Origin of the sequence: Agrobacterium tumefaciens, assembly GCF_009649785.1 — a bacterium.
GTDB lineage: Bacteria > Pseudomonadota > Alphaproteobacteria > Rhizobiales > Rhizobiaceae > Agrobacterium > Agrobacterium tumefaciens.
On sequence record NZ_WJOK01000005.1, the window covers coordinates 196,871 to 210,586 of the forward strand.

Genomic DNA, 13,716 nt, shown 5'->3' on the forward strand with positions numbered 1-13,716 from the left:
GGAAATAGCCGTCCCGGCTATAGGAATTCATATGGAAACGGATGGAAAGACCCTTCGCCGCGGCTGGACCACGGGCACTTGCGCGGCAGCCGCCACGAAGGCGGCCTGCGCTGCCCTTCTGACCGGCGAGTTTCCTTACCCTGTCGAAGTCGAACTTCCAAGCGGCGCGAGGCCGGCATTTTTTCTCGCCACCGAGGAAAAAGGTGAAAACTTCGCAAGAGCCGGCGTCGTCAAGGATGCAGGCGACGATCCCGACGTGACCCATGGTGCGCTTATCGAAAGCACCGTGCGACGGGGAAAGCCCGGCAGCGGCATAACCTTCAAGGCCGGAAAAGGCGTCGGCACCATCACCCGGCCTGGATTGCCCCTTCCGCCGGGCGAACCCGCGATCAATCCCGTACCTCGCAAGATGATCGAAACCGCCATTCGCGAAGTAGCCGGTGACGATGCCGATTTCGAAGTCGAGATTTCCGTTCGGGACGGCGAGAAAATCGCGGAAAAGACCCTGAATGGCAGGCTCGGTATTGTCGGCGGCATTTCCATCCTTGGCACCACCGGCATCGTCATCCCGTTTTCCTGCTCGGCATGGATCCACTCCATCTGGCGCGGCATCGATGTGGCGCGCGCCACCGGCTGCACCCATCTGCTCGGCGCGACCGGCAACACCTCGGAAAAGGCGGGGCAGGCAGTGTACGGCCTGCCAGAGACCGCACTGATCGACATGGGTGATTTTATCGGTGGCATGCTGAAATATCTGCGCAGCCACCCCGTCGAACGGGTAACCATTGCCGGCGGCGTCGCCAAGATGACGAAGCTCGCCCAGGGCATGCTGGACGTTCATTCCAAGAAAGGCCTGGCCGATCTTGATGCGCTGGCGGTACTCGCAACCGAGGCTGGCGGAGATGAAAATCTTGCCCTCGCCATTCGTCAGGCCAACATGGTTGCGCACGCCTTTGAGCTGGCCGAACGCGCGGGGATAGACCTCGGTGCGATCGTTGCGGAAAAAGCCTGGGTAACAGCGGCTGCCGCTTTGAAGGTGCCCGGCATCGAGCTTGATATTCTGGTGTTCGATCGTCAGGGCACGCTCAAGGGACGCACCGCCTCTACGCCGTCGCATCAGCCCTTCGCATCTTCCTTCGGGGAGCGGAACCGCCGGCCATAATCGGTACTATAAAGTGCGCTCTCGCGAAAATCCGTAGAGGCAAGCCCATGCCCGACGAAGATCAGCGCCGTCCGCTCCACCGGTTCGGCCGCCAGTTTTCCTTCGATGTCGAACAACGTGCCGCGAATGACCCGCTCATCCGGCCAGGAGGCGCGGACAACGATGGCGACTGGGCAATCGGAACCATAAAGCGGCGTCAGTTCTTCCACCACCTTGCCGATGGCATGGATGGCGAGATGGATGGCAAGTGTCGCCCCCGTCGCACCAAAGGCTTTCAGCGTCTCGCCCTCGGGCATTTTCGAAGCGCGGCCCGAAATACGGGTCAGAACAAGGCTTTGCGCCACTTCCGGCACCGTCAATTCCCGCTGCAGGGTGGCAGCGGCAGCAGCGAAAGAGGGCACACCTGGAGTCACGGTATAATCGAGACCCAGCCGTTCCAGCCGGCGGATCTGTTCACCCATGGCGCTCCAGACGGACAGATCACCGGAATGCAGCCGTGCCACATCCTTGCCGGCCTTTGCCGCCGCAACGAACTCCGCCTCGATCTCATCAAGCGACAGTGCTGCCGTATCGACAATGCGTGCATCCGTCGGGCAATACTCGATCAGCGCCTTCGGCACCAGCGAGCCGGCATAAAGGCAGACCGGGCAGGCAGCGATAAGATCGCGCCCGCGCACCGTGATGAGATCGGCGGCGCCCGGACCGGCGCCGATGAAATGAACCGTCATTTTTGTTCTCCATGTTCGATGGCGCGGTCATTTCGCGCGTCGTTCGTCGTGGCGATGGCTACCGTCACATCGCCAACCACGAGACGCGCCGCGACCAGCCGCGCATTTTCTCCGGCGGCAGCAAGTGCCGCCGCTTCACTGACGCTGGGCGTCCCGGCATGATCAAGGCTTGCCTGTGAAAATGTCATTGTTTTCGAAGCAGCCGCCTCGAGCTGTTCCTTCGATACGATTTCAAGCGGCAGCGCCAGACGTTTCGCCGCTTCCACAAGACCAGCTTCTTTTGCCTTGAGCGGCGCAGTCGCCAAGCATTCAACGGTCATGCCAAAAGCAAGCTCGGCAGCGTGCACGGCTGCAATAATTGCATCTGAACCCGTGCCCTTGCGGCAGCCTATGCCAGCGACAGTCACCATGGCTTGACCCAGCTCCATTGCGTCACCGGCATGGCCGGACGCCAGCCCGACATGGAGCCGACAGCAACAACGCGCGACACATCGAGACGGATCATCGAACCGCCGAATCTGGCATGGGCCGCAAGCAGCACCGCTTCCATTTCAAGCGTCACCGCATTGGCAACCAGCCGCCCGCCTGGCTTCAAGGCCTCCAGAGCAGCCTCAAACACGCCCGTTTCGCTGCCACCACCACCAATGAAGATCGCATCCGGTTGAGGCAGGCCTTCAAAAGCCGCAGGTGCTGCACCGATCATGACTTCAAGCCCCGGAACGCCAAACGCCTCGGCATTGCGGGCGATACGTTCGGCTCTTTCCGGATGCTGTTCTATGGCGATGGCACGGAGCGAGGGGTGCGACAGCATCCATTCAATACCAATCGAACCCGAACCGGCACCGATATCCCACAGCAGCTCGCCCCGGCGCGGAGCCAGCGATGAAAGCGTCACGGCACGGATTTCACGCTTGGTGATCTGCCCGTCATGTTCGAACAGGCTGTCATCCAGCCCCTGCACAAAAGGCAGGACGCGTGCGCCCTCAGCAGCAACGACATCGATAGCCACGACGTTCAAAGGATCGATGTCGTCAAAGGTAAAATCGACCGCCCTGATTTGCCGCCGCCTCTCCCGCTTTCCGCCCAAAGCTTCGAGCAGGACAAATTCCGACTGGCCGAAACCGGATTGAGACAGCAATTCCGCGATGAGAGAGGGCGCGCGCTCATCCGAAGTAAGCGCGATGATCCTCGCTCCGGGATGCAGATGCGGTCGCAAAAGATCGATGGAACGCCCGTGCAACGACACGCATTCGGTCGACTGCAAGGCCCAGCCAAGCCGCGCCGCGGCCTGGGAGAAGGCTGAAGGTGAGGGATAGCAGACTGTCTCCTCCGACGGTATCCGCCGCAGAAGTGTGACGCCGGCGCCATAAAAGAACGGATCGCCGGAGGCGAGCACGCAGACCCGTCTACCGCGCAACGCCACGACATCGCTCATCTCCGCATCGAACGGCACCGGCCAAGGGCGCGCCTCACCACGAATGGCTGCAGCCGCCAGTTCCAGATGGCGTTTGCCACCGAAAACAATCTCGGCCGCCTCTATTGCCGCCACGGCATTCCGACCGAGCCCATCCAGCCCATCTTCGCCAATGCCGACGATGAAAAGCCATGGCTTGCCTTTCTTTTCAGTGGAAGCCTTCTTTTGAGTGGAAGCGTTGCCCGTTCCGGAATATTCAGACGTCATGACACGCTCCATACTCATCCTTGGCGGCACGGCGGATGCTCGCATTCTGGCCGGCAAGCTGGCGGTGGACTCCGGCTACCGAATCCTGCTTTCCATGGCCGGGCGTACGCTTTCGCCAGTGGAACAGCCGGTGCCGATGCGCAGTGGCGGGTTCGGCGGTGCTGCGGGTTTGGCGGATTTCATCCGCACCGGGAATTTCGATATTCTGGTCGACGCCACCCATCCCTATGCGGCGAGGATTTCCGCAAATGCCGTGGAGGCGGCGAGACTTGCCAAAGTTCCGCTTGTAGCACTTTCTCGCCCCGCCTGGGACCGCCAACCGGATGACAAATGGCAGAGGGTCGATACCGTCGAACAGGCTGTTATCGCGCTCGGCGATGAAGGCAAGCGGGTGTTTCTGGCGCTCGGCCGGCAGGAACTTCTTCCTTTCGAGGCCGCACCCCAACACAGCTATCTCATTCGCAGCGTTGATCCGGTAGAGCCGCCGCTGAAGGTGCCGGATGCTCGCTATATTACAGCGCGCGGCCCCTTTGCGCTGGATGAAGAGATCCGCATGCTGGAGGAAAACCGTATCGGCACTGTGGTTTCCAAGAACTCCGGCGGCAACGCCAGTTACGGTAAGATCGAAGCGGCGAGGCGGCTTGGCCTGTCGGTTATCATGATCGAGCGGCCGCCACAGCTGAACGCCGCAATCCTCGATGGCGCGAACGTGCCGGATATAGCGACTGCGCTCACCGCCATCCGCCATCAGCTTTCTCTTTTCGAAAAACGCGGCGAGTAAACCAGCGGATCTTTGTCCGAACGCTCGATCAGACGGGTTTCAACCGAACCGACGATGATGCAGGTGGCCATATCCGCCATGTCGCTCGATGCTTCCGACAAAGGCACGACCCGGATGCGCTCATCCGCACGGCCTGCCGCACGGCCAAAGATCACCGGCACCGAGCCGGGCAAATGTGCGCGCAAAAGATCGAAGGCCGTGCCAAGCTGGTGCGGGCGCGCCTTGCTGACGGGATTATAGAAAGCCATCACGAATCCGGCTTCCGCAGCCGCGATCAGCCGCTTTTCAATAATGCCCCAGGGCTTCAAATTGTCCGACAGCGAGATGGCGCAGAAATCATGCCCGAGCGGCGCGCCGGCTCGTGCAGCAACCGCAAGCATGGCCGTCACGCCCGGCACGACCGAAAAGTCTATTTCGCGCCATTCGCGCGGGCCATGTTCAATCGCCTCGCAAACAGCCGCCGCCATGGCAAAAACGCCGGGATCGCCGCCCGAAACCACGCAGACCTTGCCGCCCCCGGCTGCAAGCCGCAGAGCCTGTTCGGCACGGGAGATTTCCTCGCGATTGTCAGAGGCATGGCGACGTTGGTCGGGTCTGAGCGACAGCCGATCGAGATAGGGAATGTAACCGAAGAAATCCTCCGACGCCTCAACGGCGGCGAGCGCCTCCGGTGTCACCTGCGCAGAACTGCCAGGGCCAAGGCCGACAACGACCAGCCTGCCGGTCATGGCGCTTCACCGCCAGCGGGTCTGGTTTTCCAGCCAGGTACCAGAACCAGCGAAAAATAGGGGGCGGGCGATGCGTCCCGCTCGATCAGCAGCACCGCATGGCTGTTCACCATGGTGCCGCGCTCGACATACAGCGCTTCATTAAGCTTGCCGGCCTTTTCCAGCGCCCGGCGGATCTTCGGCAGGTTGCGCCCGACCTTCATGATCACGGCGCCATCCGTGCCGGACAGACGCTCTGTCAGCACATCTTCGGCCAGCGTGCCGGGAAGCACGCTCAAGATATCGTCACCCTGCACCAGCGGTAGACCGGCCATCGACCAGCAGCCGGACATGGCGGTAATGCCGGCAACGACCTCCGCCTCATAGGAAGGCGCAAGCCGCAGATGAAGATGCATATAGGAACCGTAAAACAGCGGATCGCCTTCCGACAGCACGGCGACATTGCGCCCGGCATCGAGATGGGCAGCAATATCCATTGCCGACTGATCGAAAAATGCGGCGATCGCACCGCGATAATCCTCGCCGTTTTTGTCGCTCTCGACGGTTACCGGATAGACCAGCGGCATTTCCAGTGTGCCCGGACGAATGAAGGCCTCAACGATACCGCGACCATTGCCGCTGCTGCCTTTCTTGCAGAAGAAGGCGAGGACATCGGCATTTTCGATGGCGCGCACGGCTTTCAGCGTGAGAAGCTCTGGATCGCCGGGGCCGGTGCCGACGCCCACGAGTTTACCCTTGGAATTTTCGAAAAGAGCCGCGCTCACAGACCTGCCCTCGCAACGGCGTTGACGGCAGCGGCCGTCATGGCCGATCCACCCATGCGTCCCTTGACGATGGCATAGGGAATGCCGAGCAAACTAGCCTCCAGCGCATCCTTTGATTCCGCCGCACCGACAAAACCGACCGGCATGCCGATGATGGCAGCTGGACGTGGAGCGCCCTTTTCAAGCATCTCCAGAAGATAGAACAGCGCTGTCGGCGCGTTGCCGATAGCAACGAGAGCACCGTCCAGCTTTTCCGCCCAGAGATCGAGTGCGGCGGCGGAACGGGTATTGCCAATCGTTTTCGCAAGCTCAGGGGTGCGCGGATCGCGAAGGGTGCAGATCACGTCATTATTGGCCGGAAGGCGGGCGCGGGTCACGCCGTGGGCGACCATTTCCGCATCGCACAGAACGGGCTTGCCCGCCAGCAAAGCACCACGTGCAGCGACAACGAAATCCGGAGAAAAACGGAAATGGCTGGCCGCTTCCACCAGCCCGCAAGCATGGATCATGCGAATGGCGATATCCGCCTGATCTTCGGTAAAAGCGGACAAATCCGCTTCCTCGCGAATGATGGCGAAGGAGCGCTCGTAAATCGCATTGCCGTCGCGAATATAGTCATGGTCGGTCATCGGTCATCCTGTCGAAGCGCGGCAACGATTGCCTCCTTACCCAGACGGGCAAGCAGGTCGGCAGCGTTTTCCCCGGGCTTATGTTCTTTTTCGCAAAGACGGGCAAGCCGCGAAAGCGCCGTCCTCTGTTGCTCGAAAGGTAAAATACCGTCCTGCGGGTCGCAGGCGCGGCCCGAAAACGAAAAGGCCAGACCATCGGCGGTACCGGAAAAGGTCAAAAACGACGGGGCGGGATGCGCGCAACCCTTTCCGCAGCCGGAGAGATGCAATGTGAAGGAGCCATCGAGCATGGAAGCTAGTTCCCGCGATGCAAAGGCCGCCAGATCATGTGTGGGAAAGAAAGCCGAAGCGCATCCCGGCGTGCCGGGACAGACAGCGATGGAAGATCGCGCATCCCCTGCCCTTGTGATGAAACCGGCACTGTCCGCGGTTTGCATCAGCGCATCGCAAGCATCCCGCGACCCGAAAAATAGCAGGCTATGATTGAGCGACGGCCGCAATGTTTCGATATCAAATGCGCGCGCCAGTCCACAGAGCCGCGACAGATCGGAAGCACGAACTTGCGCGAAAGCAGGAGTGATACCGGCAGCAAAGGTACCATTACCGGCCGCCATCAGCCCCAGGGGCGAAGAAGGCGCAGGCATCTCGCCTTCGTTCTCGCTATCTACCAGGCGGTCTCCGCAAATCGCCTTTATCGTCCGCAAATCCAGATCGCGGCCACGGGCAAGCGGTCCTTTGCCGGCCAGATGGACGAGCAGCAACAGGACCACATCGGCTGCCTTGTCGGCTTCAACAAATCCCGCCCGTAGCGCCTTGCTCTCCGGACCTCCGACAAGCAATTGCCAGAAAACTCGATGATCGAGCCGCACCGCCTTCAGACGGATATCGGCCAGCAAATCGCCCATGGAAAGACGGCCGCCCCCATCGATGATGACGGACATTTTGGCGGCGAGCTTTTCATGCAGCGCCAGCGCAGCAGCCTCTCTGCGAATCTCATCCGCAATGGCACTGCCATCGGAGATTTCCCGATCGTCCCGACCGGCAAGAGGTGAGGTCTCGACTGCCAGTCCGTCGCGAAGCGGCAAACCGAGCGCCAGAACATCATTCTCCAGGTCGCAGGCGCTTTCCCGCGTCAGGCCGCGAAATTGCAGGCTGCCGCGTGCCGTGATGTCTATCAGCCCGTTGCCGTGCTGCTCGGCAAGTTCGCAAAGTGCTATCATATCATGGGGCGCAATATCCGCCTCGAATGCGATGCGCGACAGGTATCCGTCACCGGTCAGCATCGGGGTCGATAAGGCCGGACACGTCCCACGGCGGCCAAACGGCTGGACCGGATCGGAAGGGGCCGTCCTCATGCGCCGACCCTTTCAGAACGGGGCAGGATCAGCATTTCAAGTTCCGCATCCACTGCATTGCGGCGGCTGTGCCACAACCCGCGACGACGGGCGGATAAAAAGCGCGTCGCCATGACCTCCGCCGCTTTCGGATTTTCCCGCAGGATGAAATCGCGAACATCCTCATTGCCGAAATAGGCGTCGTAAAGCGCCTCGATCAGCGAGGAAGATACCGCATGGGTGGTTTCCGCAAAACCGATCAGCCGGTCAACCGTCTCGGCAAATTCCGCCGCCCCGCGCGGGCCGTGCCGCATCTGGCCGGCAATGAAGCGCGGATTGACGGCGCGGGCCCGAACAACGCGCGTCAGCGCCTGCGAAATGGATCGCGCGCGCGGACGCGCGGGATCGGTCGTATCCAGCGCCACAATATCGGCAACGCCGCCAAGGAGTGCTTTTGCGGCGGAAAAACCACCGATGAAGGCGACATCTGACGAGCCGTCGAGAAGATCCCGGCCCGGATCGTCACCGGTGTGAACGAGAAGGTCGGCACGGCGCACCAGCTCGACAAAACCGGCATCCTCGAAAATCTCAAGCCCATCCGCACCGCCAAAGGCATGGCTTGCCGCATCCAGATAGGCTTGCCCTAGTTCCTCACGTTCTTCCCATTTTCCGCTGGCGAGTTTCTCCTCAGTGCCCGCACCATAGGTGCCGGGTGCGGAGCCGAAGATGCGTGCCGGTATATGCCCGAGTGCCGCCGCTTCTTCCGCCAGCGGATTGTCACCCGGCGCTTCATCCCGCCGCGCGACAGCCTTGGCGGCGGCGTCTAGAAGAGCGATCAACGCCGGAAACATGTCGCGGAACAGGCCGGAAATCCGGAATGTGACGTCGACACGCGGCCGCCCGATACTGGCCGGCGGCAGAACCTCGATGCCTGTGACGCGGCCCGTCGCCAGGTCATGGATCGGTCTCGCTCCCATCAGATGCAGCGCCTGCGCCACATCCTCGCCGCCATTGCGCAGGCTGGCGCTGCCCCAGAGATCAAAAACCAGATGTTTCGGCCAGTCGCCATGGGATTGCAGATGGTGCCGAAGTACTTCTTCGCCCGCCATGCGGCCCAGCTCGAAAGCCGTCGGCGTCGGCATGGTGCGCGGATCGGCAGCATAAAGATTGCGGCCCGTCGGCAGGACATCGAGACGCCCGCGCGCGGGTGCGCCGGAAGGACCGGGGACAATATGGCGGCCATCGAGCGCGGCAAGCAGCGCCGTTTTTTCCGCCGCAGCACTTTCAAGCCTCAGAAGATCGGTCTCGCCTTCGGGGCTGCGGCCAAAAACATGCTGGCCATCCTTGATAGCGAAGTCCTTGAGGTCGCAGAGGAAGGCGTCGATGCGCGACAGCGCCGCATCGGCATCGTCCTTTGCACCGACACCGGCATCCGCCGCAAGACCGGTTTCCAGCGCCTTCTCTACGATCAGTTTCGCCAGCCGGTCGCGGCGGCGGCGGTCGAGCCCATCTGCCTGCGCATATTCGTCGACGAGCTGTTCAAGAGCCGATTGTTCCGGCGAAAGCCCGGCATCTACCAGCACAGGCGGAACATGGCCGATCGTGACAGCAGCGATCCGCCGTTTGGCAACCGCCGCTTCGCCCGGATTGGAAACGATGAACGGATAGACCACCGGCAAAGACCCGGTGACGATTTCAGGAAAACAATCGCGGGAAAGCGCAACTGTCTTGCCGGGCAGCCATTCCAGCGTGCCATGCGCACCGACATGCACAATGGCATGCGCCCCTGCGACACGCTGCATCCAGGCGCCGAAAGCGACCAACGCATGACGTGGCGGCAGGGCAGGGTCATGGTAATCCACCCGCCGATCCTCATTTCGCCCACGATCCGGTGCCAGGGCCACGAATATCTGGCCGAAACGGGCGACGCGAAAACGGAATGCGCCGTCGGCTAGTGCGTCGTCCTGTTCGGCCGAACCCCACGTGCTATCCACGGAGGCGGCAACCCCTTCAGGCAAACCCAAAAGAAAATCACGATAGTCTAAAAGTCCGACAGCCGCTTCCTGCTGCTCGACACAATCCAGCAAAGCCCGCGCCGTTTCGGGAATATCCGAAACCACATATCCTGCCGCGGCCAGATCGCGCAGCATTTCAAGCACGCTTTGCGGCACATCGAGACCAACGGCATAACCCGTGCGCCCCGGCGCAGCACCGGGATAATCCGGCATCAGAATGACGATCCGCCGTTCCTGTGGCGTGGACTGTTTTAATTGCAGAAAGGCAGCGATTCGGTTTGCCACCTGTTCGACGCGATCAGCCTCCGGTACATTGATGAGGCTGATACCGCCATCAGTCCGCACCTGCTTGAACGAGATTGCGCCAGCAAGAATCCGGCCATCGAGTTCCGGCAGAACCACATGCATGGCAAGATCGGAAGGGTTGAGACCGCGCGCATTTTCCGCCCAGCCGTCCCGTCGCGTCGTCGCCATAACCACCTGAAACACCGGCACGCCGAGGCGGTCAAACAGGGTTTTACCGCTGTCGTCCATTTGACTGGCAAAAGCCGTGGCGGCAACGATGGCGGCGGGCTGGAGTTCGGGCAGTACGGTTTCGAGAAAGCGGATCGCCTCCCCATCCTTGAGGCCGCTGACGAAAATCGGCAATGGCGCAAAACCGCGCTGAGAGAGCGCGTGAAAAAGCGCATCCACGGGCGCCGCATCGGCAGCAAGAAGCATGGAGCGGTAAAAGAGAATGGGAAGGACAGCTGCACCGGCGGGAAAACCGGCGCAGGCTTCCGCCTGATCCACGACGCCGTTACCCGGCCGGTAAAAGCCGGCTTTCGGCAGCGGTTGAGCCTCGATATCTGGCCATGCGCCACCACTTACAAGGGCAGCAAGACCAATGGCAAGCCGGTCCATATTTTCCCGCCCACCCTCGCGGAAGAAGGCGAGGACGGACGCCAACGTCTGGCGATCAACAGTCGAGGCCGCTTCGAGCTTTTCGTCTCTCTCACTGCATTCACCCGGCAGGAGCATAAGTTTTATGCCACGTCGCCGCGCCATCGTGCTGAGCTGATCGACGCCATAGCGCCAGCGTTCCGCGCCGCCGAGAATCCGGATAAGGATGACACGGGCATGTTCGGCCGTCTTTTCGATCCACAGATCGACCGACATCGGATGCCGAAGCTCGGAGAGGTTGGCAGCGGACAGGGACGGAAGCGCGCCCTCTGCCTGCCGCCATGCCTGTTCCAGCCCGGCAAGATCGCTTGCCGAAAAAGACAGCATCACCACATCCGATCGCGGCTGGTTGAGATCAACCGGCTCGATCAGGTCGTCCAGAGACGAAGATGTGGTGGCGAGAATGTGCATTTCTATCAGGCGGCCAGCATCTGTTCGATCTTTTCGCGGTTGAGGCCCTTTTCGCCTATGACGACGAGGCGGCTGCGGCGCTCTTCACCGGCCGCCCAGGGACGGTCATAATAATGGTTGACGCGGCTACCGACTGCCTGCACCTGCAGGCGCATCGGCTTGGTGGATACTTCGACGAAACCTTTGATGCGCAGAACATTTTCCGCAGCCGCCGTCTCGGCGATACGAGCCGCCAGCGCTTCCGGATCGGTCACGGCCGGCAGGTCGATGACGAAGCTGTCGAAATCGTCATGTTCGTGGTCGAGTTCACCATCGTGATGGGTGCGGCGGTTTTCGATATCCTCTTCAACCGCAAGACCGAGGCCGATCAGCACGGCCGGATCGATGACGCCATTCGAGGCGACGACGATCTTTGCGGCCCGCGGCAAATGCTCGAGAATATGAGCCTTCGCCTTTTCCAGACCGGCGCTATCGAGCAGATCCGCCTTGGTCAGCACGATAAGATCGGCACAGGCGATCTGGTCCTCGAAAACCTCTTCGACCGGATCGTCGTGATCGAGGGCTTCGTCATTTGCGCGCTGGGCGGCAAGGGCTTCCATGTCATGCGCCACCTGACCCTCGGCAAGGGCAGCGCCATCCACCACGGCAACCACAGCGTCAACCGTCACGCGGCTCTTGATGGCCGGCCATTGAAATGCCTGCACCAGCGGCTTGGGCAGGGCAAGGCCGGAGGTCTCGATGAGGATGTGCTCCACCTTCGGCTGGCGGCTCAGAATCTGTTCGATGGCCGGCTGGAAATCATCCGCCACCGTGCAGCAGATGCAGCCATTGGCCAGCTCAACGATGTTTTCCTCCGGGCAGCTCTCAATGCCGCATCCCTTGAGGATATCGCCATCGATGCCGATATCACCGAATTCGTTGACGATGATGGCAAGCCGCTTGCCATCAAGCTTTTCGAGGAGACCGCGCAGCAGCGTGGTTTTTCCAGCCCCCAGAAAGCCGGTGACGATGGTGCAGGGAACGCGGTCCAGAAGGGTGCTCATGATCTCTCCTCGGTAAAATCGAATGGGGGAATGCGCGCCACCATGCCGCGCTTCAATGTGTCGGGGCGGCAGCGCCAGGGCATCAGGCCATCTGCGGAGGCGGCCAGCATTTGTGCGCCCGTGAGCAGGTCTTCCGCATCGTTGGGCGTCAGCCCGCCGAATACATAGGACCAGCCATCGGCACCGCGCAGCACGGCACTGAGGCCTCGTTTGCAATTGGCAAGGCAATTGACGGAGCGAACATCGATGCCGGAGTCACGCGCTTTTGCGATGGCAGCTTCCGCAAGGATGGTGCCGGGGCGCGGCTCCGCATTGGGATCGGTGTCGTCGCGACAGCTTCGGCAGACAAAAACGACCACGCCGGAAGCTGTGTTGACTTCCATTGTCCCGTCCGCACAAGAAGATGTTGTGGTAATATCCAAACCGTTCCGCTTTCCGCGCCTTTAAACTCATCGGGGTGCGGATGTCGAAAACAGCGCACTGAAAAGCGCGGCTGCAAATCAATTCGACCGGCTGACCGGAGCACCCCGCCCGGGAGACGTTTTTTCCTGAAACGGCAGGTCTCCTGGCTTGCGGCTTTAAAACACCCTGCACCACCTTCCCGGGCCAATTTTATGGTCCAGTGGCTTCATAGTGCGGGCTTACCGCTTACAGTTGCGGGGGCAGCCACGGAATGACCCGTTATGGGGTGGAACCGTGTTCCCTCTTAGCTTTTCCCGTTGCCGGGAAAAGACCGTCAGTGCCTTACCCTTAGGCTGAACGGGCGTGACGGTCAATGCTGCCGGCTTGTCGATTGCCGGGTGCGGCAAATTGAGTATAGTCGCCGCTCCGAATGGCGGGGCATACGGTCCCGCGCCGCTGGACGAGAAGGAAAACGCGATGACACGCGATATCAGCGACAGCGAAGCCGAACGCCACCGGCAGAAAATGGTCAACCGCAAGACGGTTCAGGATGCCGAAGTCGCGGAAAAGACGATCGAAAAAGGTCTGCTGATGATCAATACCGGCCCTGGCAAAGGCAAATCCACGGCCGCTTTCGGCCTTGCTTTGCGCATGCTCGGCACCGGGCGGCGGGTCGGCGTCGTGCAATTCATCAAGGGCGCATGGTCGACGGGTGAACAGCAGGCCCTGACTTTGTTCGGCGACAGGGTGGAATGGCGCACCATGGGCGAGGGGTTTACCTGGGACACGCAGGACCTGAAGCGCGATGTCGCGGCAGCTACAAAGGCCTGGGAGGAAGCGAAAGCACTGATGGCCGACGAAACGATCGGATTGCTGGTTCTCGACGAACTGAACATTGCGCTCCGCTATGATTACCTGCCGCTGGAAGAGGTCGTCGAAACGCTTTCCAACCGTAGATCCGATCTGCATGTCATCGTTACCGGCCGCAACGCCAAACAGCCGTTGATCGACGCTGCCGACATGGTGACGGAAATGACCCTCGTCAAACATCACTTCAAGGCGGGCGTAAAGGCGCAGGCCGGGATAGAATACTGAC

The 13,716-nt window shown here is 61.1% G+C and carries 13 protein-coding genes and 1 riboswitch; of the genes, 3 read left to right on the top strand and 10 right to left on the bottom strand.

All coding sequences use genetic code 11. The features are described from left to right. Positions 1-31 precede the first annotated feature (31 nt). Positions 32-1,162, top strand: a complete 1,131-nt coding sequence (locus GH784_RS07530) for a cobalt-precorrin-5B (C(1))-methyltransferase (RefSeq protein ID WP_065705097.1) — start codon at positions 32-34, stop codon at positions 1,160-1,162. Here the strand turns inward: GH784_RS07530 and cobM are convergent. Genes cobM through GH784_RS07545 form a run of 3 tightly spaced genes read right to left on the bottom strand, consistent with a single transcriptional unit; the run spans position 1,117 to position 3,571 of the window. Further along, entirely contained in the window at positions 1,117-1,890 is a 774-nt protein-coding gene (gene cobM, locus GH784_RS07535; protein ID WP_065705095.1) for a precorrin-4 C(11)-methyltransferase, read from the bottom strand. The genes GH784_RS07530 and cobM overlap by 46 nt on opposite strands. Continuing rightward, a complete protein-coding gene (locus tag GH784_RS07540) occupies positions 1,887-2,300 on the bottom strand; it encodes a cobalamin biosynthesis protein (RefSeq protein ID WP_065705093.1) in 414 nt (137 codons plus the stop codon). Before GH784_RS07540 ends, cobM begins: the two co-directional genes overlap by 4 nt. After that, positions 2,294-3,571, bottom strand: coding sequence for a bifunctional cobalt-precorrin-7 (C(5))-methyltransferase/cobalt-precorrin-6B (C(15))-methyltransferase (locus GH784_RS07545; RefSeq protein ID WP_065705091.1), 1,278 nt, complete (start codon positions 3,569-3,571; stop codon positions 2,294-2,296). Before GH784_RS07545 ends, GH784_RS07540 begins: the two co-directional genes overlap by 7 nt. On the opposite strand from GH784_RS07545, the gene GH784_RS07550 reads away from it, so the two are divergent. Next, a complete protein-coding gene (locus GH784_RS07550) occupies positions 3,570-4,352 on the top strand; it encodes a cobalt-precorrin-6A reductase (RefSeq protein WP_065705089.1) in 783 nt (260 codons plus the stop codon). The two genes, GH784_RS07545 and GH784_RS07550, sit on opposite strands and share 2 nt — an antisense overlap. Here GH784_RS07550 and GH784_RS07555 read toward each other — a convergent pair. The 7 genes from GH784_RS07555 to GH784_RS07585 are packed head-to-tail and all read right to left on the bottom strand — an operon-like array spanning position 4,319 to position 12,601. Further along, a complete protein-coding gene (locus tag GH784_RS07555) occupies positions 4,319-5,080 on the bottom strand; it encodes a precorrin-3B C(17)-methyltransferase (RefSeq protein WP_038492574.1) in 762 nt (253 codons plus the stop codon). The genes GH784_RS07550 and GH784_RS07555 overlap by 34 nt on opposite strands. Further along, positions 5,077-5,844 carry a precorrin-2 C(20)-methyltransferase gene (locus GH784_RS07560; RefSeq protein ID WP_111828566.1) on the bottom strand — a complete coding sequence of 256 codons (768 nt, stop codon included), beginning with the start codon at positions 5,842-5,844 and terminating at the stop codon, positions 5,077-5,079. Before GH784_RS07560 ends, GH784_RS07555 begins: the two co-directional genes overlap by 4 nt. After that, entirely contained in the window at positions 5,841-6,473 is a 633-nt protein-coding gene (locus GH784_RS07565) for a precorrin-8X methylmutase (protein WP_003516424.1), read from the bottom strand. The genes GH784_RS07560 and GH784_RS07565 overlap by 4 nt, the downstream gene beginning before the upstream one ends. After that, positions 6,470-7,828, bottom strand: coding sequence for a precorrin-3B synthase (cobG, locus tag GH784_RS07570; RefSeq protein ID WP_065705086.1), 1,359 nt, complete (start codon positions 7,826-7,828; stop codon positions 6,470-6,472). Before cobG ends, GH784_RS07565 begins: the two co-directional genes overlap by 4 nt. After that, a complete protein-coding gene (gene cobN / locus GH784_RS07575) occupies positions 7,825-11,175 on the bottom strand; it encodes a cobaltochelatase subunit CobN (RefSeq protein WP_065705084.1) in 3,351 nt (1,116 codons plus the stop codon). The genes cobG and cobN overlap by 4 nt, the downstream gene beginning before the upstream one ends. Positions 11,176-11,180: 5 nt before the next feature. Then, a complete protein-coding gene (cobW, locus tag GH784_RS07580) occupies positions 11,181-12,218 on the bottom strand; it encodes a cobalamin biosynthesis protein CobW (RefSeq protein ID WP_013636993.1) in 1,038 nt (345 codons plus the stop codon). Then, complete coding sequence (locus GH784_RS07585) at positions 12,215-12,601, bottom strand: DUF1636 family protein (RefSeq protein ID WP_065705082.1); 387 nt, start codon at positions 12,599-12,601, stop codon at positions 12,215-12,217. Before GH784_RS07585 ends, cobW begins: the two co-directional genes overlap by 4 nt. 155 nt (positions 12,602-12,756) lie before the next feature. Beyond that, a riboswitch (cobalamin riboswitch) is annotated at positions 12,757-12,971 on the bottom strand. Between the two features lie 126 nt (positions 12,972-13,097). Here GH784_RS07585 and cobO point away from each other — a divergent pair. Further along, entirely contained in the window at positions 13,098-13,715 is a 618-nt protein-coding gene (gene cobO / locus GH784_RS07590; protein WP_035252400.1) for a cob(I)yrinic acid a,c-diamide adenosyltransferase, read from the top strand. The last annotated feature ends 1 nt before the right edge of the window (position 13,716 follow it).